At 44.5% G+C, this 23,091-nt stretch carries 25 protein-coding genes and 1 tRNA gene; 14 read left to right on the forward strand and 12 right to left on the reverse strand.

The window, feature by feature from the left end; translation table 11 throughout:
* Positions 1–50: 50 nt before the first annotated feature.
* Both F597_RS0108840 and purN read right to left on the reverse strand, forming a co-directional pair.
* Positions 51–132 (reverse strand) — tRNA-Leu (locus F597_RS0108840).
* 82 nt (positions 133–214) lie between these two features.
* Complete coding sequence (gene purN / locus F597_RS0108845; RefSeq protein ID WP_425413893.1) at positions 215–874, reverse strand: phosphoribosylglycinamide formyltransferase; 660 nt, start codon at positions 872–874, stop codon at positions 215–217.
* 100 nt (positions 875–974) lie between these two features.
* On the opposite strand from purN, the gene F597_RS0108850 reads away from it, so the two are divergent.
* From F597_RS0108850 to rnc, 3 genes are read left to right on the forward strand one after another with little or no spacing between them, the layout of a single operon-like run.
* Positions 975–1,211, forward strand: a complete 237-nt coding sequence (locus F597_RS0108850) for an acyl carrier protein (protein ID WP_019539373.1) — start codon at positions 975–977, stop codon at positions 1,209–1,211.
* Positions 1,212–1,220: 9 nt separating this feature from the next.
* Positions 1,221–2,483, forward strand: coding sequence for a beta-ketoacyl-ACP synthase II (gene fabF / locus F597_RS0108855; RefSeq protein ID WP_019539374.1), 1,263 nt, complete (start codon positions 1,221–1,223; stop codon positions 2,481–2,483).
* 1 nt (position 2,484) lies between these two features.
* On the forward strand, positions 2,485–3,312 hold the full coding sequence (rnc, locus tag F597_RS20455) for a ribonuclease III (RefSeq protein WP_044060171.1): 828 nt from the start codon (positions 2,485–2,487) through the stop codon (positions 3,310–3,312).
* Positions 3,313–3,328: 16 nt separating this feature from the next.
* Here rnc and F597_RS0108865 read toward each other — a convergent pair whose 3' ends face one another.
* From F597_RS0108865 to surE, 3 genes are all read right to left on the reverse strand, one after another.
* Positions 3,329–4,345 (reverse strand): ATP-dependent 6-phosphofructokinase, encoded by a 1,017-nt coding sequence (locus tag F597_RS0108865; protein ID WP_026327298.1) that lies wholly within the window; start codon positions 4,343–4,345, stop codon positions 3,329–3,331.
* A gap of 266 nt (positions 4,346–4,611) precedes the next feature.
* Entirely contained in the window at positions 4,612–5,763 is a 1,152-nt protein-coding gene (gene lpxB / locus F597_RS0108875) for a lipid-A-disaccharide synthase (RefSeq protein ID WP_019539378.1), read from the reverse strand.
* 1 nt (position 5,764) lies between these two features.
* Positions 5,765–6,529, reverse strand: a complete 765-nt coding sequence (gene surE / locus F597_RS0108880; RefSeq protein WP_019539379.1) for a 5'/3'-nucleotidase SurE — start codon at positions 6,527–6,529, stop codon at positions 5,765–5,767.
* 321 nt (positions 6,530–6,850) lie between these two features.
* Here surE and F597_RS0108890 point away from each other — a divergent pair, with 321 nt between their 5' ends.
* On the forward strand, positions 6,851–8,479 hold the full coding sequence (locus tag F597_RS0108890; protein ID WP_026327300.1) for an alkaline phosphatase: 1,629 nt from the start codon (positions 6,851–6,853) through the stop codon (positions 8,477–8,479).
* Positions 8,480–8,549: 70 nt separating this feature from the next.
* Here the strand turns inward: F597_RS0108890 and F597_RS20460 are convergent, their stop codons facing one another.
* From F597_RS20460 to purD, 3 genes are all read right to left on the reverse strand, one after another.
* On the reverse strand, positions 8,550–9,053 hold the full coding sequence (locus F597_RS20460) for a DUF4251 domain-containing protein (RefSeq protein WP_081624351.1): 504 nt from the start codon (positions 9,051–9,053) through the stop codon (positions 8,550–8,552).
* A 99-nt stretch (positions 9,054–9,152) separates the two neighbouring features.
* A complete protein-coding gene (locus F597_RS0108900; RefSeq protein ID WP_019539383.1) occupies positions 9,153–10,172 on the reverse strand; it encodes a hypothetical protein in 1,020 nt (339 codons plus the stop codon).
* Positions 10,173–10,187: 15 nt separating this feature from the next.
* Positions 10,188–11,462 carry a phosphoribosylamine--glycine ligase gene (gene purD, locus F597_RS0108905; protein WP_019539384.1) on the reverse strand — a complete coding sequence of 425 codons (1,275 nt, stop codon included), beginning with the start codon at positions 11,460–11,462 and terminating at the stop codon, positions 10,188–10,190.
* 335 nt (positions 11,463–11,797) lie between these two features.
* Here purD and F597_RS0108910 point away from each other — a divergent pair, with 335 nt between their 5' ends.
* The 3 genes from F597_RS0108910 to F597_RS0108920 all read left to right on the forward strand — a co-directional run bounded on the left by F597_RS0108910 (position 11,798) and on the right by F597_RS0108920 (position 15,204).
* Positions 11,798–12,766, forward strand: coding sequence for an NAD(P)H-dependent flavin oxidoreductase (locus F597_RS0108910; protein ID WP_019539385.1), 969 nt, complete (start codon positions 11,798–11,800; stop codon positions 12,764–12,766).
* A 74-nt stretch (positions 12,767–12,840) separates the two neighbouring features.
* Positions 12,841–13,665 (forward strand): MBL fold metallo-hydrolase, encoded by an 825-nt coding sequence (locus tag F597_RS0108915; protein WP_019539386.1) that lies wholly within the window; start codon positions 12,841–12,843, stop codon positions 13,663–13,665.
* A 42-nt stretch (positions 13,666–13,707) separates the two neighbouring features.
* Complete coding sequence (locus F597_RS0108920) at positions 13,708–15,204, forward strand: lipopolysaccharide biosynthesis protein (protein ID WP_019539387.1); 1,497 nt, start codon at positions 13,708–13,710, stop codon at positions 15,202–15,204.
* On the opposite strand, the gene F597_RS0108925 is transcribed toward F597_RS0108920, so the two are convergent.
* From F597_RS0108925 to F597_RS0108940, 4 genes are all read right to left on the reverse strand, one after another.
* Entirely contained in the window at positions 15,171–15,683 is a 513-nt protein-coding gene (locus F597_RS0108925; RefSeq protein WP_026327303.1) for a KdsC family phosphatase, read from the reverse strand. The genes F597_RS0108920 and F597_RS0108925 overlap by 34 nt on opposite strands.
* Before the next feature lie 56 nt (positions 15,684–15,739).
* Positions 15,740–16,783: an N-acetylneuraminate synthase family protein gene (locus F597_RS0108930; RefSeq protein ID WP_019539389.1), complete on the reverse strand. Its 1,044-nt coding sequence runs from the start codon at positions 16,781–16,783 to the stop codon at positions 15,740–15,742.
* Between the two features lie 75 nt (positions 16,784–16,858).
* The gene (locus tag F597_RS0108935) at positions 16,859–17,635 is read right to left on the reverse strand and encodes a cytidylyltransferase domain-containing protein (protein WP_044060202.1); all 777 of its coding nucleotides are present in this window, start codon (positions 17,633–17,635) and stop codon (positions 16,859–16,861) included.
* 1 nt (position 17,636) lies between these two features.
* Entirely contained in the window at positions 17,637–18,515 is an 879-nt protein-coding gene (locus tag F597_RS0108940) for a hypothetical protein (RefSeq protein ID WP_139224208.1), read from the reverse strand.
* A gap of 369 nt (positions 18,516–18,884) precedes the next feature.
* On the opposite strand from F597_RS0108940, the gene F597_RS0108945 reads away from it, so the two are divergent.
* The 7 genes from F597_RS0108945 to F597_RS0108970 all read left to right on the forward strand — a co-directional run bounded on the left by F597_RS0108945 (position 18,885) and on the right by F597_RS0108970 (position 23,076).
* Positions 18,885–19,067 carry a hypothetical protein gene (locus F597_RS0108945; RefSeq protein WP_019539392.1) on the forward strand — a complete coding sequence of 61 codons (183 nt, stop codon included), beginning with the start codon at positions 18,885–18,887 and terminating at the stop codon, positions 19,065–19,067.
* The gene (locus tag F597_RS0108950; RefSeq protein ID WP_019539393.1) at positions 19,064–19,297 is read left to right on the forward strand and encodes a hypothetical protein; all 234 of its coding nucleotides are present in this window, start codon (positions 19,064–19,066) and stop codon (positions 19,295–19,297) included. Before F597_RS0108945 ends, F597_RS0108950 begins: the two co-directional genes overlap by 4 nt.
* Positions 19,298–19,545: 248 nt before the next feature.
* A complete protein-coding gene (locus tag F597_RS22355) occupies positions 19,546–19,758 on the forward strand; it encodes a hypothetical protein (protein ID WP_139224209.1) in 213 nt (70 codons plus the stop codon).
* Positions 19,697–20,245: an ORF6N domain-containing protein gene (locus F597_RS0108955; RefSeq protein ID WP_019539394.1), complete on the forward strand. Its 549-nt coding sequence runs from the start codon at positions 19,697–19,699 to the stop codon at positions 20,243–20,245. Before F597_RS22355 ends, F597_RS0108955 begins: the two co-directional genes overlap by 62 nt.
* Before the next feature lie 50 nt (positions 20,246–20,295).
* Positions 20,296–21,534 (forward strand): glycosyltransferase family 4 protein, encoded by a 1,239-nt coding sequence (locus F597_RS0108960; RefSeq protein ID WP_044060173.1) that lies wholly within the window; start codon positions 20,296–20,298, stop codon positions 21,532–21,534.
* Positions 21,535–21,610: 76 nt separating this feature from the next.
* Positions 21,611–22,333 (forward strand): class I SAM-dependent methyltransferase, encoded by a 723-nt coding sequence (locus F597_RS20465; RefSeq protein WP_019539396.1) that lies wholly within the window; start codon positions 21,611–21,613, stop codon positions 22,331–22,333.
* Positions 22,330–23,076, forward strand: coding sequence for a glycosyltransferase family 2 protein (locus tag F597_RS0108970; protein WP_019539397.1), 747 nt, complete (start codon positions 22,330–22,332; stop codon positions 23,074–23,076). Before F597_RS20465 ends, F597_RS0108970 begins: the two co-directional genes overlap by 4 nt.
* Positions 23,077–23,091: the final 15 nt, after the last annotated feature.

The following is a 23,091-nucleotide window of genomic DNA, read 5'->3' on the forward strand; positions in this document are numbered from 1 at the left end:
CCAAAAGTAATTTTACTTTCAGGGACTTAATAAATCATTATTTTTATCTGTGCGGCTGAAGGGACTCGAACCCCCACGCCTCTCGGCACCAGATCCTAAGTCTGGCGCGGCTACCAATTACGCCACAGCCGCAAGAGTGAAACGTAGTACAAAGATACGATTTATTTTGCTACCTATCGTTTTCCCTACTTATTTTTTTCACGGAGAACGGTAATTAGAGTTCTTTTCCGGCAGGAGAAGCAGAATTCCGGGGATACAGTCCTTTTGCCACTGCTTCTATCACCTTGGGAAAATGATCATATTCCAATGCATGCACTTTCCGGGCCACTTCTTCGGGTGTGTCTCCGGGAAGCACCTCACAGGTTGCCTGAAAAATTATGTCTCCTTCATCGTAATTCTCATCTATATAATGAATAGTGATGCCCGACTCCGTTTCACCCGCTTCCACCACGGCCTGATGTACCCTGTCACCATACATCCCCTTACCGCCAAATTTGGGCAACAGTGCCGGATGGATATTGATGATCCTACCGGGATAGGCATCCAGCAGCGGCTGCGATACTTTCAGCAGAAATCCTGCCAATACAATATAATCGATGCCGGAAGTACGAAGGAGGTCTATTATAGCCAATCCTTCATCGAACTCAGCCTTACTGAATGTAAAGGAAGGAATTCCCAGACGGCCGGCGCGTTCATGAACATAAGCATCTCTTTTATTGGAGATGATAAGCGGGATTGATATATCTTCTTTTTCGGAAAAATAGCGGACAATATTCTCCGCATTACTGCCACTTCCCGATGCAAACAGGGCGATACGAGTCATAAAACGGTTGTTTCCTGCACAAAAAAACATAATTTGTGCACTTTTCTTGATTTTAATAGACAAAAATTTGCTCAGTTAGAGAAAATTTGTGTTACTTTGCATCGCAAATTTAAGAATAAATTTTTTTATTTATTAATTAATATCGAAAGTTATGTCTGAAGTAGCACAAAGAGTAAAATCGATTATTGTCGATAAATTGGGTGTTGAAGAAGTTGAGGTTACTGAAACCGCAAGCTTCACCAATGATTTGGGAGCTGACTCTCTTGATACGGTTGAATTGATCATGGAATTCGAAAAAGAATTCAATATTTCAATTCCGGACGATCAGGCTGAGAAAATCTCTACTGTTGGTGACGCAATTTCTTACGTAGAACAACACGCAAAATAATCCATTTTTATGGAGTTAAAGAGAGTAGTAGTAACAGGCCTGGGTGCGATTACCCCCCTTGGAAACGACGTGAAAACCACGTGGGAAAATGCTTTGGCGGGTAAGAGCGGAGCCGGGCCTATTACTCATTTTGATGCATCGCTTTTCAAAACGCAGTTTGCCTGCGAAGTAAAAGACTTCGATCCGAGCGATCTGTTCGATCGTAAAGAAGCCAGAAAATATGACCGGTATGCCCAGTTAGCCATCCACGCAGCCAAAGAAGCGATGGAAGACTCGGGACTCAATCTCGAAAACGAGGATGTAGACCGTATCGGGGTTATTTTTTCTGCCGGGATCGGAGGAATAAGAACATTCGAAGAGGAAGTTGGGAGTTATTATACCAACATGGACAAAGGGCCACGTTTCAATCCCTTTTTCATTCCGAAAATGATAGCGGATATCGCTGCCGGCCATATCTCTATGATTTATGGACTGAGAGGTCCTAACTACGCGACCGTGTCGGCTTGCGCTTCCTCTACCAATGCAATTGTCGACGCATTCAATCTTATTCGCCTGGGTAAAGCCAATGCCATTGTAACAGGTGGTGCCGAAGCAACTATCAGTCCCTCGGCAGTGGGAGGATTCAACGCCATGCATGCGTTGTCTACCCGCAACGACTCCCCGCTAACAGCATCACGTCCTTTCAGCGCCAGCCGCGACGGGTTCGTGATTGGAGAAGGCGGATCGACGCTCATCCTCGAAGAGTTAGGCCATGCACTGGCACGTGGAGCTACTATCTATGCAGAAGTAGTCGGCGGAGGCATGTCAGCCGACGCACACCATATCACTGCTTCCCATCCCGACGGATTGGGTGCCAAGTTAGTGATGCGGAATGCTTTGGAAGATGCCGAAATGAACCCGGATGAGATCGATTACATTAACGTACACGGCACATCCACTCCTGTAGGCGATATCTCGGAAGTGAAGGCAATCCTCGATGTATTTGGTGAACACAGCTACAACCTGAATATCAGTTCTACCAAATCGATGACCGGCCACCTTCTGGGAGGCGCAGGTGCTATTGAGGCGATGTTCACTATCCTGGCAATAAGGGATCAGATAGTTCCCCCAACAATCAATCATGAAGAAGGGGATAACGATCCGGAAATTGATTACAATCTGAATTTTACATTCAACAAAGCTCAAAAAAGGAAGATAAGAGCTGCGTTATCTAACACTTTTGGCTTTGGGGGACACAACGCAAGTGTAATTCTCAAGCAATTCAACAAATAGTGTGTTAAGAAGACTCATAAAGAGGATAAAGGCTCTCCCACACAGAGGGAAAGAGCCTTATCTCTCGTTTTATAACATATTGGGATTCTATCCCGACAGGATAAATCTCTATAAGGAAGCCATGACTCACCGATCTTCGTCCATCCGGTCGGAGAAGGGACGATGGGTGAATAATGAACGTCTCGAATTTTTGGGAGATGCCATTCTTGATGCCATCGTCGCCGATATCCTTTATAAAGATTTCGAACACAAAAAGGAAGGATTTCTCACCAGTACCCGTTCACGTATAGTACAAAGGGAAACGCTCAACAAACTGGCCATAGACCTTGGGCTTGACAAGCTTATTGTCTCATCTACCCGCAACCTGGCTCATAACACCAATATATATGGTGATGCTTTGGAAGCCCTCATTGGCGCTATCTATCTCGATCAGGGATATCGGGTAGCCAAGAAATTCGTGTTTGAAACACTGATCAAACAGCACCTGAATATCGACAAGGTATTGAAGAGTGAAGTCGATTTTAAATCCAGGTTGATTGAGTGGGGTCAGAAAAACAGGATTGAGGTCAACTTTGAAGTGACCGAATCCACTTATGATGCGCAAAATAACCCCGTGTTCTTCTCCCGCGTAAAAGTAGGAGGGGCAGAAATTGGGTCCGGAAAAGGATACTCAAAGAAAGAATCTCACCAAATGGCGGCAAAAGTAGCGATCAAAAAGCTACGTGAGAGCAACGAACTGCAAGAAGCGCTCGTTGAAACAATGAAAAATGAATCTGAGGAAACAGATAAAAAAACAGGATCACCCGCTTCCTCCCCGGAGAACGAATGATCGGTATTATCGATATTTACCAGACACCAAAAGAAATACCCATTCGTTTGCCCTGCAACACGAGTCGATTATCGGGTGTAACTAAACGGAGTTTACCTGCCACTTCCGACAAAGGCACATCGGTTATTTCCGATCCGATTTTGGCTACCATCCGTCCGAATTTTCCTTCATGGATCAGTTCTGCGGCATGTCCTCCCAGAGATGTACCGAGATTCCTGTCGTATGGCGACGGCGATCCACCCCGCTGGATATAACCGAGCACCGTCTCGCGGGTTTCATAACCGGTCTGTGCTTCGATCTCACGGGCAAAATAGGTGGCGGGGCGTTCCTTGGTAGGCAACTCCACTCCTTCGGCTACAGCTACAATAGAGTAGGCTTTCCCCATCTCCATCCGTTGATTGATCTTATCGATAATCACCTTCATATTGTATCCTAGCTCCGGCAATAAGATGATATCAGCCCCTCCTGCCATCCCTGCATGAAGCGTAATCCATCCGGCATGGTGGCCCATTAACTCGATCACCATCACACGACGATGTGAACTGGCGGTAGAGTGCAGCCTGTCAATAGCGTCGGTAGCAATATTCACTGCTGTATCGAACCCGAAGGTTACATCTGTACCGTATACGTCATTATCAATGGTTTTGGGTATCCCCACTACGTTCAGTCCCAGTTCCGAAAGCATCCAGGTAGTACGCTGCGTACCGTTTCCACCTATACAGACTAAACAATCAAGTCCCAGTTCATTATAAGCATTCTTGATCTGCTCCCTGTCTTTCTCGTCAGGTGAAGTAATCATTTTCCGGAACACTTTCTCGCGTGCAGTGCCCAGAATTGTCCCTCCCATATTCAGAATTCCAGAAAGAGACTGATCGGTGAGTTCCACGATATCCTTATATAGCAATCCGGAAAACCCATTCTGAATACCGATCATCTGCATGCCATAATTATTGATGGCTGTTTTTCCTACGCCACGTATGGTCGCATTAATTCCCGGGGCATCACCACCGGATGTAAGAATACCTACCTTCATCTGATTCATTTTTATTTTTTAGTTTGATGTACAGAACATTGAAAACCTATGAACTTAGAACTAAGAAATCAGAACTTAGAACTAAGAAGTCGGAAGTAAAGAAGTGGAGAAAGGGAAAACTAAAAGTGAATAGGGTTACATATCACCGGACCGACATCCAACATCCCAAGTCCCAAGTCTTGGTTCTTGATACTTGCAAAGAAAACAAAAAAGGGAGAAAAAATAAAGTTTCGGTAAAATTATTTTCCGGTAAACGTTAGCAAGCTCTACCTGTTACTCTCATTGACTGTTCTTTTGGCATAAATGATCGCAGCAGCCCGATCCGAAGCACCCGGTCCGCCAAGGATCTGTCGCATCTCTTCATAATTGTCGAGCATATTCTTCCGGTAAGTCTGCACATGGAGTATCTGTTTCAACTCATTACGGATATTATCTACCGTGAAGAAGCGGGCGAACAGTTCTTTGACAACAGGACGACCGCATATCAGATTCACCAGGGAAATATAAGGTGTATGAAGAATATTTTTAAAAACCCAATAAGTGATCCGCGGCATCGGCGTCCGGTAGCAAACCACCTGAGGTACATTGAGCAGCGCTGTCTCCAGCGTGGCCGTCCCCGACGTCACTAAAGCAGCATCCGATTGTGCCAGAATACGGTAAGTCTGATTAAAAAGCACTCTTACAGGAGGAAAGGAGCCGATAAAGTCGTTATAGAATGCCGGATCAATACCCGGTGCGCCTGCTACGACTACCTGATAACCGTCGGAATAGCCTTTTACTGCTTCCAACATAGGAGGCAGGTTACTAGCGATCTCCTGCTTGCGGCTCCCGGCCAGAAGAGCAATCACCGGCTTGTTATCCAGTCCGCTCATCGCTACAAACTGAGCAAAGGTCTCTTCTTTATGGTCTCGTTGTACAATAGCATCTACCGTAGGATTTCCTACATAGTGCACCTCATATTGATGTTCTCTGAAAAAATCGACCTCAAACGGTAGAATCGACAGCATTTCGTCCACATATTTTTTGAACGATTTCACCCGGTACTTTTTCCATGCCCACACCTTGGGCGAAATATAATAGTAAACCGGGATATCCAATCTAGTTTTTACATACTTGGCAATCTTCAGATTAAAGCCGGGATAATCGATCAGGATCACCGCGTCGGGACGATAAGCAGCAATATCTTTTTTGCAGAACGCAAGATTCCGCAGAATAGTACGTGCATTCAATACTACCGGAATAATACCCATAAAAGCCATATCGCGATAATGCCTTACCAGCGTACCGCCGGCAGACTGCATCAGATCCCCTCCAAAGAAGCGAAAGTCAGCTTCTTTATCGAGTTTCCGTAACGACTGCATCAGATTGGACGCATGTAAATCGCCCGATGCCTCTCCTGCTATAAGGTAATACTTCATTTTATACTCTCCATTCCTTCAACTGGGGAAGAAAGTCGTAAGCTGTCATATCGATCTTTACCGGCACAACTGCAGCATATCCGTTTGCCAAAGCCCATTCATCGCTGTTGTCATTCTCCTCTTCCCAGTTTTCGAAATTACCGGTCATCCAAAAAACATCTCTACCTGAACCGTCTTTAGATCGATGATACTCATTCACCCACTTCCCATGCGTTTGTGTAGTCATCTTGATTCCTTTCACCTCCCCGGCAGGAACATTTACGTTCAGGCATATCCCTCTGGGAAGACCTTGTTCAATAACTGTTGCGGCCAGTTTCCTGGCAATCTCCATCGTGAAAGAGAAATCGGCATCGGGGGTGAAATCACACAATGAAAAGCCGATAGAGGGCACATCAAATACACAACCCTCGATGGCTGCTCCCATAGTGCCGGAATAAATAACACTGATCCCGGCATTGGACCCGTGATTGATTCCCGAAACCAACAGGTCGGGTTTACGCTCGGTAAACTCGTTTAACGCCAATTTCACACAATCGACAGGTGTACCGTTACACATATAAACGGTCAGATTTTCTTCTTTTCGGTACAACCTTGCCCGAAGCGGATGGCTGGTCGAAATGGCACTCGACATGCCAGAACGGTGTGAGTCGGGCGCAAATACAATCACTTCTCCTAAATCTCTCATCGCTTCCGTCAGCGAAGCGATCCCTTTCGCCTGATACCCGTCGTCATTAGTGACAAGGATCAGGGGTTTTCTATTCGTCATTCTATTATTTTTTCCAAAATACAAATATAGTGAAAGCCGAGTGAAAAGCCAAACTTGTTTGAGCTTATCCGAGGCGCATCCTATGTAGTGCAATAAAACTTGAAAACAACTAAGTTCACTTGAACTAACCACTATCCCTCTGCACAGATGTTACAAAATGGTTAATTCTGTAAACCTTGATAAAAAGGTAACAATTTTTTTATACCTTTGGGCATTCACAAAACAACTATATGAAATGGAACTGTTGTTCGGTGCATTTACGCACCGGCCGGCGATTCTACAGGTTCCAAACCATATTCACAAAAAACAATGACAATTGCTATGAAGAAATTCGGCACACTTCTTTATCTGTTTCTTGCCGCCTCACTCATATTTGCACAGGAAGTGAGGCCTGTAAAAAATGTAATCATGATGATCCCCGACGGCACTTCCGTAGGAGTCTATTCCGCCGCACGGTGGTTCAAGTTTTACAACGGTACGGATGATAAACTCAACATCGACCCTTATTTTACCGGCACCGTCACTACTTTCTCATCTAACGCCCCGATCGGTGACTCCGCTCCTACCGGTTCTACTTACGCAACCGGTGTATTACAACAATCGGGGAACGTAGCTATTCATCCTGAAGTTTCTGAGAACGACCTGTTTCCCGTAGATGCATCACGTACTTATCAACCTGCCGCCACAATCCTCGAAGCATCAAAGATTGAGAAAAAGAAAGCAGTAGGATTAGTAGTTACCTGCGAGTTTCCGCATGCCACTCCGGCCGATTTCTCTGCACATCATTATAACAGAGGCAACTACAAGGCGCTTGCTCCACAAATAGCTTATCAGAATTTAGATGTGATGTTTGGTGGTGGGAACGGTATACTTACCGATGACATCAAAAAACATTTTGCGAATAACAGAACTACCCTCATTCAGAATGACAAAGAAGCATTACTTAACTATAACGCCACCGGAAAAGTCTGGGCGCTGTTCGGTGAGCGAGCTTTACCTTACAATATCGACAGGAATCCAGATAAAGTACCTTCGCTTGCAGAGATGACGGAAAAAGCGTTAGAAGTGTTATCTAAAAACGAAAACGGTTTTTTCCTGATGGTAGAAGGAAGTCAGGTGGACTGGGCGGCACATGCCAACGACGCAGCTACTATAATCAACGAATATCTTGCTTTTGACGAAGCAGTAGGCAAGGCGATGGCATTTGCCGAAAAAGACGAGAACACGGTAGTAGTGGTTGCAGCCGACCACGGAAATAGCGGTTTCACCATCGGTACAAGGGATTGTCCGGGATACGACAAACTCTCCATAGAGCAACTTTTCGGCACAGTCTCTAAATACCAGTTGAGCGCCAATGGATTGGAATCGATATTGGTCAACACGAAACCCGACGATATAAAAGCTGTATTCAAACAATATACCGATATCGATATCACTGATGAAGAACTTGAGACACTACTTGCTTCCAAAAATTATAAAGAAGCAGATTATATGAAAGTCGGCACCAGCAATAATCTGGCACACAACATTGTAAACATATTGAATTCCAGGACCTGTTTTGGGTTCACTACGGGAGGACACACCGGCGAAGAAGTGCTTCTTGCCTCTTACCATCCACAAGGTGATGTGCTCAGAGGACATGTAAAGAATACAGAATTGAACCAATACCTACAGAAAGTAACCGGCCTGGAGACATCCCTACAGGAATTGTCCGATCAGATATTCGCTAAACATGACCAGGTCTTTTCGGGATTAAACTATTCAATTGACAAGAAAGATCCGGACTTTCCGGTACTCCGGGTAAAAAAAGGAAGAAATACCCTTGAAGTGAAAGCATTCTCCTCAATAGCAACATTGAACGGAAAACCATTCGACTTAGGGTCTGTAACAGTCTATATCGATAAGAACGATACTTTCTATTTGCCGGCAGCACTGGTAGAGAAATTATAGATTCTCATTTTACAAAAACAAAAAATCCACCAGAAAGGTGGATTTTTTGTTTTTGATCCAAATAGTGTAGTCACTCTTCTTTCCTGAGCACCAAATCTCCCTGAAATGAGATTTGTTGTCTATCCACATCATTCACACTGAGACGGGCCGTTCCGTTCTCCCAGATATCGAATCGGAATGTAACAGGACGACCCAGATCATGCAGTGTGATCTCTACATTCCAGTTCCCTCTCTCATTCCCCTTATCCGCACGATACTCAAAATCCGTGCTCGTGAAACGGTATCCTCCTTCACGTGGATCCATAGGAGCCCGATAGGCACGGCCGTAATAAGGCAGATAGGCCACCACAGTGTCGGGCGACACCTTCACATCGTAATAAGGTGAAAGGTACACAGACTTGTAACCGGTGGGATATGCGTAGGTAGCTTTAAATGTAAAGTCAGGCACCTCCACCGCATTCCGCACATCAGCAGCCTGTTTTTCTTTTTCAACAGCTGTTTGCGCACTTCCACAGGCATAGAAAATCCATACCAGAAGAAGTACCGCGAATCCAAATAATGGCAACTTTTTCATATATATCCTCCTCCATCAATAAGATACTTTATATACCGGCAATCATCATACCACCGGCAACGTAACCATATAATAAACAGAGGAAAATAGTTTTTTGTTTTATAAAAGAGTCTCTATCGACGGGAGAAGATGTGATAAATAGAGTAGCAACATCAATGAAAGTATAGCATATGCCACATAAATATGGTTTTTCAAGATCGTTCTTGAGTAGAAATAAGCGTTCAGATAGGAGGTCAATGTAAGGGAAAGCAAGAGGAAGAAAAAAGTTTCCTGCCAGTACACCATCTGAAGAAGCAATAGAAAAACAATCAGGAAGACCACAAACTGCATTAATGAAAGAGTGAGCGCCTTATCACGACTATATATCCTGATACTGAAAATCATATTGGATATAAAAAACAATCCGACAAACAATACTCCACCCCATTCCAGAATAGAAAACCGGGGGATTTCGGGTATTGAAAAGGAGACAAACTGCAGAAACGGCCTGACGAAACGGGGAATATCATCAAGTAGCCAATAAACAGAGAACAACGTTACGTACACAAGGAAAACACCGAACCAGGACGAAACAAACGAACGAAACTGAGGTCCCCGCATCGACCGCTCTCCGATCCACCATAAGGGAAATAACACAAAGGCATAGATCTGAAACAGTGAAGCCATTGCGATGAGTATGGATGCGCGAAACGAACAAAGATAAGAGTCAGGTTTCTGATACGACTCCAGAAGCGGAAAGAACGCCAGAAGAACAAAGATGATACTGATATAATCACCCGACATCACTAAAAAATAGGGATGAAGGCTTAATAAGAACAACGGTGCAGTAAAAGGTAGGTTGGAACGTGAACGAAGAAGATTGAACCTGCTGTTTAACAGGGAGAGGAGCCAGGCGATCAAAAAAACAGCCAGCGTGGAAGTAATCAGCGAGACCTGTGGATGGGCAAAAAGATATGCTATTGGCTCCCAAACATAATTATCCCCGAGGGAAGTAATCCGGGGCAACCCTTGCGTATAGAACAATGCAAACCGCATACCGATCATTCCAAAAGCGGCGAGCAGAGGAGCAAAACGCCCCTCGACAAAAGCTGCACGAAACGACCTGACAACAGAATGCATGAGCGCCTTAGATTGTTATATACTGAGATCGAAGCCTATATCTTTTCTGAAATAACTATTCTCAAATTTTATCTTCGCTATATTCTTATAAGATGTCTCCAATGCTTCATCCATAGTTTTCCCGTAAGAGGTGACAGAAAGTACGCGCCCTCCCGAAGTAATTACTTTATCCCCTATCTTTTTCGTGCCGGCATGGAATACAATACTGTCCTGCACATCATTCAACCCCTCAATGATTTTTCCATTTTCATATCTTTCGGGATAGCCGCCGGAGACCATCATCACAGTGACGGCATGACGGTCGTCTGTCTCCAATGTTTTCTCATCTAATGTTTCGGTAGCTACGGCAGTAAATAATTCCAAAAAATCCGATTTGATCAGCGGCACCACTACTTCCGTCTCCGGATCACCCAAACGGACATTGTACTCAATCACTTTCGGATCCCTTCCTACATTAATCAGCCCAAGAAAAATAAACCCTTTGTAGTCTATTTTTTCTTTTTGTAATCCTTCGATAGTCGGCTCCACAATCCGGCTACGCACTTTTTCCATAAATAGTTCATCGGCAAAAGGTACAGGTGACACTGCCCCCATTCCTCCGGTGTTCAGACCAGTATCACCCTCACCGATCCGCTTATAATCTTTCGCTACCGGCAGAATTTTATATGATTTCCCGTCGGTCAGCACAAAAACCGAGCACTCGATACCCGACAGAAATTCCTCTATCACCACGCTCTTACTGGCGGCTCCGAACTTTCCGTTGAGCATCTCCCAGAGTGATTGCTTCGCTTCATTCAGATCATTGACAATCAATACGCCTTTCCCTGCTGCCAGCCCATCCGCTTTCAGCACATAAGGCGATGAAAGTAAATCGAGAAAAGCATTCCCTTCCATCACATTCTCCAGGGTAACTGTCTTAAAACGTGCGGTAGGGATATTATAGCGGGACATAAACCTTTTGGCAAAATCCTTACTTCCTTCTAACTGTGCCCCTTCTTTAGATGGCCCAATCACAGCAATATGGCAGATATCCTCATCTTCATGGAAGTAGTCATACACACCCTCCACCAGAGGAACCTCGGGCCCGACGACGATCATATCTATGTCATGATCAAGCGAAAACCGCTTCATCGCTTCAAAATCCGCCACATCTATATCGATGTTCACACCTAACGATGCTGTACCGGCATTCCCCGGAGCGATATAAAGATTATTCAGGAGTCTGCTCTTTTGAATTTTCCAGGCCAACGCATGCTCGCGTCCACCGGAACCAAGAAGAAGGACGTTCATATAATTTTCAATTACAAATTAGCAATTACTAATTACCAATTATTAATTACCACTTACAGTATTCTTATTGGCATATTGACACATCGGCACATTAGTCACATTGAATATGCAAAGCTACTAAAAAAATTGAAACTGTAATGTAACGAAATTTGAAATTTGGATGGATAGAGGTAGGAATAAACGGGAATAGACGACCTCTTCCAAAACCGATTCCAATAAGCAAAATTGATTTTGTCCTACGACAATGAGGTAAAATCGTCGGGAGGTTGCTATCTTTGTAACTTTATACGACAAACAACGTTCAACGGAGTGAAACGTAGTTAAATATCTCAAACATGAATATAAACCGAATATCGGCTCTTTTTGGTATTCGCTATCCTATCATCCAGGCAGGAATGGTATGGTGCAGCGGTTGGAAATTAGCAGCAGCAGTAAGCAATGCCGGTGGGCTGGGACTGATTGGAGCGGGATCAATGCATCCCGACACACTACGTGAACATATCCAAAAGTGCAAGGCGGCGACCAGAAAACCTTTCGGGGTAAACATCCCGTTGATGTATCCCCAGATTGAAGAAATCATGCAGATCGTGCTCGGGGAGAAGGTACCGGTAGTTTTCACCTCCGCCGGTAACCCAAAAACATGGACAGCGACGCTCAAAGCAGAAGGAATAAAAGTGGCCCATGTGGTATCCAGCTCCAGATTTGCAGTTAAATCGGCTGAAGCAGGTGTTGACGCCATCGTGGCCGAAGGGTTTGAAGCCGGAGGGCATAACGGGCGCGAAGAAACTACAACTTTCACATTGATCCCACAAGTAAGGGATGCGGTCGATCTGCCGTTGATCGCCGCCGGAGGTATTGCTTCCGGTCAGGCAATGGCTGCCGCGTTTGCCCTGGGAGCTGAGGGGGTTCAGGTGGGAACACGGTTTGCACTGACGGAGGAGAGTTCCGCCAGCAATGCTTTCAAGCAACGGTGCATCTCCTTGAATGAGGGTGATACTATATTATCGCTCAAGAAGGTGAGTCCCACACGATTGATAAAAAATGAGTTCTACCAACAGGTACAGCAGTTGGAAGACCGGGGCGCCACGTCCGAAGAACTACGTGAGCTATTAGGCAGGGGACGTTCCAAAAGAGGAATCTTCGAAGGAGATTTATCGGAAGGAGAACTGGAGATCGGACAGATCGCCTCACACATCAAAGAGATCATCCCCGCAAAGCAAGTTATCGAAGAAATGATCGGGCAGTACAACCAAACTGTTCATCGTTTATCTCAATCGGCCATTGAAGAACAATTGGCCAATTAGCATACTATTCTCATTAGTCTTATTGGCGCATTAGTCACATTAATCACATTAGTCTCATTGGCACATTAGTAAGTATGCAGTATGAACTTTTTCCATCGGAACGATTCTCTTTTTTCAGCCTGAGCAGTGGTAGTTGTGGAAACAGCTACTATCTGGGAAATTCTCATTACGGCATCCTGATCGATGCCGGTATCGGTCCCCGTGTCATCAAAAAGCGGCTTGCTCATTATGGAGTCGAGCTCTCCTCAATCATGGCGATTCTGGTCACACACGACCACTATGACCATATCAAATCGGTGGGTTACCTGGGAGAGAAGCTGTATATCCCGGTCTATGCCACCCGCGAGGTACACAAGGCTATAATGAACCATCCCCTTGTCCGCAACAATCTCAACGGATCCACCAGATATATTGAAAAAGGGACACCATTTCAAATTGAAGATTTCCAAATTACCGCTTTCAACGTGCCCCACGATAGCGTAGATAATTCCGGGTACTTTATTCAGTTCGGTAATCATAGATTCACTCTAGCCACTGATGTAGGCTCCATTACCGACGAAGTAGCCTACTATATATGCAAGGCCAATCACCTCGTCATAGAGAGTAATTATGATGAAGAGATGCTAAACAACGGACGCTATCCCTATCCATTGAAACAACGTATCTCCTCCGGATCGGGACACCTTAGTAACCGTCAAACAGCCGAGTTCCTGGCTAACAATTACTCGTCCGACCTCCGGAATATCTGGCTCTGTCACCTCAGCGGTGACAATAACAATCCGGAACTGGCCTACCAAACGGTAGAAACACATCTTAGCCGCAAAGGGATCAAGGTGGGGAAACAGGTCTCGCTACAGGTATTACAGCGGAATATATTGTCCTCTAAGACCGATTTTTAAACGACCTGACATCCGGGAGATCATCATCCAATAACACCGGAAATGGAGAAGACACTGAAAGAAAAGACAGTAAACGCGTTGGTCTGGAATACCTTCGACAAGACGTTTTCTCAGATAACATATGCTGTTGTCGGGATTATCCTGGCCAATACCCTCTTTCCTGAAGATTTCGGGTTGATCCACATCATCACAGTCTTCTCTGCATTTCTTAGTGTTTTTATCGACAGCGGCTTTACTGTGGCACTTATACAACGGAAAAACATTACCGACAGGGATTACAATACCATTTTCTTTTTCAATTTATCAGCATCAATAGTCTTATATCTGCTCCTCTTTTTTCTGGCACCGCTTATTGCGGTCTGGTTCGAAGACGCACGGCTGGTTCCGCTCTCCCGGACAATGTTCCTTACTGTAATTATTCAGGCTTTCGGACTGGTACAGAGCAGCATCCTGATGCGCAATATGCACATGAAGGCCTTTGCCATATCCAACATTGTTCCATTGTTGATATCGGGTACCATTGCCGTAATATTGGCTTTAAACGGATACGGCCCCTGGGCATTGGTCGCCCAGGCGCTGGCATTAGCAGCTGTACGCTCCATCCTGTTATGGGTGCAAAACAGCTGGCGTCCACGTATTCAATTTGACAAGGCATCTTTCATGAGTCTTTACTCAACAGGAAAGAACATGTTTCTCGCCTCATTTACGGGGACATTGTTCCAGAATCTGTATCCGCTAATTATCGGTATTTGGTACAGTCTCAGGGACCTGGGATACTATAGCCAGGCAGATCGCTGGAGCAAGATGGGATATACCGCGCTGGGACAGGCATTGGGACAGTCGCTCTTCCCTGCACTCTCTTCCATACAGGATGATCCCGAACGGATGCAGCGTGTTTATGGGAAAACAAACCGTACCGCAGCCTATCTCTCTTTTCCTTTCTTTCTGGGATTGATCGTTGTGGCAACACCGTTGTTCCATGTCCTGTTCGGAACAAAGTGGGATGCCTCGATTCCACTATTCCAACTCCTGCTGGTGAAAGGTATTTTCTTTGTGTTCACTACGCTTATGACCAACTACCTTATTGCCCAGGGAAGGACTAAAACGGTTTTTCATTTCGAACTGATAAAAAATGGAGTTATCCTTCTTGCCATCTTACTGACCGTGCGGATAAGTATTCCTGCATTAGTGGCAGGACAGGCTGCTGCAGGATTGGCTCATTATGTCATCGCTCTCATTATTACAAGCCGCGCTACTCAATACAGTATCAAACAACAATTGAAAGATATATTTCCCTATATCGTGATCGGCGGATCGGTATGCGCCCTGTTGATGCTTGTTCCAATGATTACAGAGAACCCTTATTGGCAACTGGTATTACAGATTACTGCCGGCTTTCTTATTTACACCGGTATCAACAAATTATTGCGATCGACTATACAACAAGATATATTTAATACAATCGCAAACAAGATAAAAAACGTAAAAGATCTCCGGAAGAACGATCACAAAGGCAACAACGACTCTACGGTAGAGTGAAGTAACCCGCAGTCGTATAATATCTTTTCCACAAATTCGCGGAAAGCACCCCGGCCGCCCTGTCTGTTTGTCACATAGCTCACCTCTTTTTGGATATAATCCGAAGCATCAGCCGGTGCGGCACTGAATCCTACCGTACGCAGCAGTGGCAGGTCGTTGATATCGTCACCGATAAACGCAATATCCTGCAAAGAAATATGGAGTTCTCCGCAAAGAAGTTTAGCCAGTTGCAGTTTATCCTGAACGCCTATATAACAACGCCCGATACGAAGTTTCCGTGCCCGTTGCTTCACGATTTCCGTATTCTCACCGGTCATTATGACCGTATCGACACCGTGTTTCCGAAGCATCGCCACTCCCCATCCGTCACGGACAGAGAATTTTTTCATCACATCGCCTTCGGCCGTATAGTACATACCGCCATCCGTCCATACCCCATCGATATCCGTAATCACCAGTTTCGGGAGATTTTTCTTCATTTCAGTTTCATCCATATGCATCAGTCCATTCAAAGAGAGCTATTCATCATTATTTGTCAACCCAGAAAATCACCATAAATAATTTCATCCTTCGGTATTTTCTTTGTTACCGTACGCCCGATCACAAGTCCCCTATCTGCCCACTGGTAGCCGTCGCCCGGGCTTAGAAGGTGCAAGTCGCTTTCGGAGATCACATCTCCCGGCAACAGGTCTCGTTTGGCAGCCAACGACCGTTCGAGTTTGCGGCGCGCTTCTGCGACTTCCTCTTCTACAAAAAGATCTTCTTTTCCTAACCACCTTTCGGTCACACGAATATCACGGATCATTCGGTTGACTCCGTCAGGACCTAACGACCCGGCCTGGTCTGTCCCTTTCATACGGCGGTCGATAGATACATGTTTTTCAATTATTTCTGCTCCCATCCCTACTGCAACCGCCGCCGCTGCAATACCGATGGTATGGTCGGAAAAACCGATACGGTACTGACCGTAATGTTTCTTCAGATAACGGATCGTATTGAGGTTCAATTTATCGGGATGCGTTGGATATTGCGACACGCAATGCAGTATGGATATACTGGAATGATACCGGGTAATAATATCGAGCGCATCGTCCAGCTCTTTCTTTCCTGTCATACCGGTCGACAAGATGATAGGGATTTTTGTCTCAGCCATCGCTTCCAGCAGTGGAAGATTGGTCAGGTCGCGGCTGGCTACTTTCAAATAGTCGGGTGTAAAGAGTTTCAGCAATGAGAGGCAACCTATTGCACAAAGAGTTTCTACAAATTCGAGTCCTCTCGACCGGGCATGTTGATATATTTCGTGATGCTCTTCGTCCGACAACTCGAGGAACGCCCGGTGTTCGCCATAGGTTCTGCCAAAAGCGTGCGGCGAATTATATGGCTGATTCATCTGTGAGACTGACAGTTCCTCTTTCAGATCACGTTTCGTCAATTTCACGGCATCCATCGGCTTCAGGTCGATATCGAAAACCTCTTCTTTCACCGGACGGGACACCAGATCGACAATCAGTTTGGCAATATCCACTGAACCGTTATGGTTCTGACCGATCTCCCCGATTATATAGGTATGTGGGTTCATATGATTATAAATTTAGACACAAGAGCCAAGAATCAAGACACAAGATATTTTAATCATTAAATAGATTCATGCTGTTTATTTGATGTTCAAACGGATTTGCTGTTTCATCTGTTCGTAAAACCCGGGAAAAGCCTCTAATGTTTCCAGTACAGACTGAATATCGATCCTCCCGTACCTTTCCATGCAACGGGCATAAATTGTACACTGCATTTCAAAATCTTCCGGCGTATCCAGTGTCAGGCGGATATTGCTGTTCTCTTCTACCTCCCGTGGAATAGGAATAAGATCGATATCAAAACCATCGGGGTGCGTGTAGATGTAATTGGTGACATGCTCACGGTAAAGTTCTTCTGTGGTTGCCTCTGCAACGCGCTTCAGCGCATCGGAACGCACCGCTTCCGGCCAGAATCCCCAATGTGTTTTTATCGTTGGCACCCCCTGCGATGTGGAAAAAGCGATATAATCATGATGCTGTGCATTGATACGCCCGGCCAACATCTCCACAGCATCCATATCGAGGAACGGATTGTCTGCGCAAATACGGATTACCTTTCCTGCTCCGCTATAAGATGCCGCGTCAATAAAACGCCGGAGGACATCTTCCTCACTCCCCCGAAATACAGGAAAACCACACCTTTTCCCAATCTCTTCAATGAGATTATCCGACGGATTCACAGTAGTCGCCACCAGCATTACAACCTCCTGTTTACGGGCAAAATGCTCCTTCAACCTTTGCAACAGCAATTCCAGTACGCCTTTCTCTTTATAGAATGGCCTGACCATCTTACCGGGCAGACGGGTGGCTCCCATACGTGCCTGGATAATAATCCCTGTTGTATCTCCTTTTTCCATATCAGTCAACAGACATCCTCCTAAAAGCATCAATGAACGAGCCGGGAGTTATATTGATGATTTCTTTTCCTCTCTTCCTGCTGTAAGCCTCCACCTCATGGTATGAACGGAAGGCGACTGCCATGCTGTCCAGCAATTCATGTAACCTATGCGAAGACACCACCCGTTGCGTACTATTCCGGTCATAGAAATGTGCCCGGTCTTCATTGACAATATTATTTTCATCCACCCAGATTTCCTTCATCCAGGAATGATCAGCACCAGCCAGATAGATCGTATCATAAGGCAGTTGAAGCGCCACCATCAGACACGCCACCAACACATTACGCGGACGGGGCATTCCAAGTCGTTTTCTGTAACAGAAATGACGAAAACTAACCACGCCTTCCACGGGAGTAGCGTTGAACCAGTGAATACGGATATAAGGCGACCGGCTTACTATCTCCTGCCAGGCAGCATATTTACGTGCACTTACCGGAACGAAGAGATGCATCTCCCACACCGTTCTATCTACCATCGGCACAAAAAGTTTCTGCCGTGTGGCTTCATCTTCAAAAAAAGCAGGATCCATCAGCAGGTAAAACATGGGGCGGAATCTGGCGAAATCATCCGAAGAAGCCGAAAAATTGACCATCATCAGATCTTTCCCTTCCAGAAAAGATGACCGTTCGGATAATAACAGGCGGAGTGAAGGGCCGTTTCCCAGCACAACTAGCTCTTTATTGTTATTGTACACCGGCAGGGAAAACGGTTTTACCCTCCTTGACAACAGGATAATACGGAAAAGGCTCAACAAAGTATTTCCCACCTCTCCGATTTTTGTATATATTTGCTCCAATCCCGATATATTCTGCATTTCGCTCACTGCCAATTTACACAAAAATACTACTTTTGGCCAAACAATCAAAGTGTTTATATGAGTCTTTTTTCTCCCTGGTCATGTAAGATTGTATCACGTAGGCGAAGACTATTAGACCCCACACGATAAACTATACTACAGTAAAAGTATTTTTGTGGTGTATATCTCTTTTTCTGTATGATCTCTTCTTCCTTTTCAGGAATGGATTTCTCTCATCTGACCCTAATACACTGTAAACAAAACACTTAAAAAATATCGATTATTTAAGTTTATTTAGCCAATAATCTATTGCATAATTCAAAAAAATACCTTATTTTAAAGTATTATTATTAACTATTATAAAAAATATTTATATTCTGCTTTTAAATAAACGATCAAAGCGATAAAACAATGAATATCAACTATGTAGGATTACGGATATACACGATCATCCCGGCACTGTTAATCCTTTTCGCCTCATGCGACCAAAATGAACTATTCTCTTCTCCCAATAAACCACTCGAAGGCACGGTGTGGAAGACTACGGAGGTAGAACGGTTGGTTGAATTCCAAAATCAGAGGCCTATGAAATGATCTTGAAACTTTTAAAAGAGCCTGATACTGATAGAATCATATCAAAGAAACGCCAGTTAACACTTTTGACTGAAAAACATAAACTGCTAAAGCCTATAAACAAACTTCTCATAGCACGTGACAAACAAAAGGGGTTGAAAGCTGTAAAAATATTGGAAAGTTATCCTTGTTCGTTTTCCACGAAAGAAAAAGAGGAGATTATTGGTCATATAAAAATGACCGGACACTAATCTGAAAATAAGGGATAGAGATATTTTCAAAATTGGCCGGGAGTCTTGTTCATTCGGCGTTCTGTCTCGGCTATGGTTAAAACACTTGGCAAAACACGATATAGAAGTTTTTCTTCCTTATCCTTATTTAAGTTTACATATTTTTTCAAATAGTATAAAATCGTTACTTTTGTATCCTTACGCACGACAAAGTAACTCATTGATTTGATGGTCGGCCGATTGCTAATTACACATTGATAATTGTAAAAATGAAGGTACTTCTCATCAGTACATACGATAACGATATACAGGGAGGAGCAACCATAACCGCAAGCCGGTTATTACATGCAGCGCGCCATGCCAGATACGATATATTGATGGCGGTACGCGACAAACAGGATATTAAAACACAAAAAGAATATGGAACTACAAGCAATCGAAAACAAAATCTTTACGATCCAGGGAAAACAAGTAATCCTTGACAGTGATGTAGCTGAATTGTACAATGTAGAGACAAAGCGTATCAACGAAGCAGTAAAGAATAATCCCGGTAAATTTCCCGAAGGATATATTATTACTTTGACGGATGATGAAATGAATTTTTTAAGGTCGAAAATTTCGACCTTAAAAAATACCGGACGCGGTAAACATGCAAAATACAACGCAAAATGTTTTTCCGAGAAAGGTTTATATATGTTGGCAACCATCCTGAAATCACCAAAAGCAACGGAAACCACCATCGCAATTATTGAAACTTTTGCCAAAGTTAGAGAATTATCCCGTACGATCTCTCAATTATCGGAACAGTCCGATAAAGAGCGACAAAAGTCTATGATAAAAAAAAGCGGAGAACTGATTTCTGACATATTAAGCGATGATTCTCAGACAGTAGGGACGGAAACCACAATTGAGTTTAACTTTTCAGTACTGAAGGTCAAACATACTGTTAAGAAGAAACCCAAAGAATAACTTATCATCCAAAATCGTTACTTTTGCATTCTTGCATCGAATATTCAGAAATGAAGGTACTTATTATCAGCACATACGACATACAGGGAGGAGCAGCCATAGCCGCGACCCGGTTATTGCATGCAATGCGCCTTGCCGGATGCGATGTTTCAATGGTGGTGCGTACCAAACTGGGAAGTGATACGGCGGTATTTACCGCGGGAAGCAAAGAGGTGAATACGCTACGGTTCTATCGGGAGCGTGGTGTTATTTATCTTTACAATCGCCTGTCAAGAAAGAACCTGTTCGATGTCTCAATCGCCAATACGGGTGTATCCATTACGGAACTCCCGGTATTCAAAGAGGCTGACGTTATCCATCTACATTGGATAAACCAGGGGATGCTCTCCATCAAAGAGATCGGAAAAATCCTCTCCTCCGGGAAAAAAGTAGTATGGACAATGCACGATATGTGGCCGTTTACCGGCATCTGCCACCATGCCGGTGCCTGTGACGCCTATACCTTCGGGTGCGGACATTGTCCCTATCTGAAAAGACCCTCCCGAAAAGACCTCTCACATATTATTTTCAAACGGAAGCATTCTACCTACTTAACCGGCAATATCACTTTTACAGCATGTAGCCACTGGTTACGGGAGTTGGCCGAGCAGAGCCCTCTTACACAGGGACACAGGGTTACTTCCATCCCCAATCCTATCGATACTGAAACCTACCGCCCGATGGATAAAAGCGAAATACGTAAAAAACTGAATTTGCCACTTGATAAAAAAATTATTCTGTTCGCAGCAGTGAAAGCAGCCGACAAGCGCAAAGGGATGGACTATTTGGTGGAGGCAGCCAGGCTGATGGCACACCATTCGGAAAACCTGCTTTTTCTTATCGCCGGGAGCCAGGGAGAGGAGATAGAGAAGAGGCTTTCCCTGCCAACAAGGAGTATGGGATATATTTCTCCCCAACAGATGCCGGAGCTCTATAATGCATCCGACCTGTTCATCACTCCCTCTCTCTATGAGAACTTGCCCAACACCATTATGGAGGCGATGGCCTGCGGCACGCCTTGTGTAGGTTTTCGTACCGGGGGAATTCCGGAAATGATCGATCACCGGAAGAACGGATACGTAGCCGAATACAAAAATGCACAAGATCTGGCAGATGGACTGATCTGGACATTATTTGAAGCCGATTCCGAAACGCTTTTTGTCAACGCCCGCAACAAAGTGCTGGAAGAATACACCCAGGTGAAAGTCGCACAACAATACAAGGAAATTTACGAGTACGAAACAAGCTGATGAACCGTTTATACACAAGTATACAATTATGTCCTGTGTCTTGACTCCTGGTTCTTGTATCTAAACTTTTAATTGTATGAAGGAGAATAACAATATAACCGATAAAGAATACTGGGATAACTACTGGAGTAACTACCAGTACGACAGTATACCTAAGAAAGTAGTATTCGAAAAGTTTATACCGATGTTGGTGAAAGGTGAGAACTTTATCGAGATCGGTGGCTTTCCCGGAATCTTTGCCGCCTGTTTCTATCAACGTGGCATACATGATGTAACGATCGTTGATTTTTATATCAACAAGGATATTATTCGGAATTTAGAGAAGATCAACGGATTACCTGAAGGGGTTATCCAGTGTATAGAAAGTGATTTTTTCACATTTTCTTCCGACAAAAAATATGATGTGGTTTTCTCCTCCGGTTTTATCGAGCATTTCGAAGACACAAGGGATGTGATTAGTCGCCATGTCAAACTACTCTCGGAGAATGGGCAGTTGCTGATACTTATCCCCAATTTCCTGGGGTTAAATGGAAAACTCCAGAAACGATTCGATAGAGAGAATCTGGAGGCTCATAATCTCCAATCGATGGAAATATCCGGTCTGAAAGAGATCATGCAATCATTCAACCTTCATGATGTTTCGGTAGAATATATCGGAAAGCCGATGCTCTGGCTCGAACCAAAACCTGAACACCGAAACAGGAGAAAGTGGGTAAAGATACTGAGTTATGCCGCCAAATTATTTCCTGTGAAGGGTAAGTTATTATCACCTTACATTGCCATATACGCCCGAAAATGATAAAACTAACTGTTATTACCGTTACCTGGAATGCTGAGAAAACGCTGGAACGAACGTTGGAAAGCGTACAGGAACAGACATATCCTCATCTGGAGCATTTGATTGTGGACGGAGTATCGGGTGACGGAACAGTGGAACTGATTCGCAAATATGCAGAGGAGAAGGTGAGCGCACAAGGGAAGTTAAGATGGGTCAGCGAACCCGACCAGGGTCTGTACGACGCCATGAACAAAGCCATCGGGATGGCTTCCGGCGATTGGCTCTGTTTTCTGAATGCGGGAGACACTTTTCATGCACCGGATACAGTAGAAAGAATGATGCATTCATTCGATACAAACAAACCACCGGATATCCTCTACGGAGAAACTGCCATTGTAGACGATAAAGGCAATTTTCTCTATATGCGTCGGCTGAAAGCACCCGACAGGCTCACATGGAAAAGTTTTAAGCAGGGGATGCTGGTCTGCCATCAGGCTTTTATTGTAAAGCGTGAGCTGTCGGAACCCTACGACCTCTCCTACCGCTTCTCTTCCGATTTTGACTGGTGTATCCGCATGATGAAAAAAGCCACCTCTATCCACAACACCCGTCTCACACTGATCAACTACCTGAACGAAGGGATGACCACGACCAACCGACAAGCTTCTTTGAAAGAGCGTTATCGCATCATGGCAAAGTATTACGGACATATCTCTACCTTTTTCCATCATATATGGTTTGTTGTCAGGGCAATTCTGAAATAAAAATCATTTTTTATG

The organism is Proteiniphilum acetatigenes DSM 18083 (assembly GCF_000380985.1).
Taxonomy (GTDB): Bacteria; Bacteroidota; Bacteroidia; order Bacteroidales; family Dysgonomonadaceae; genus Proteiniphilum; species Proteiniphilum acetatigenes.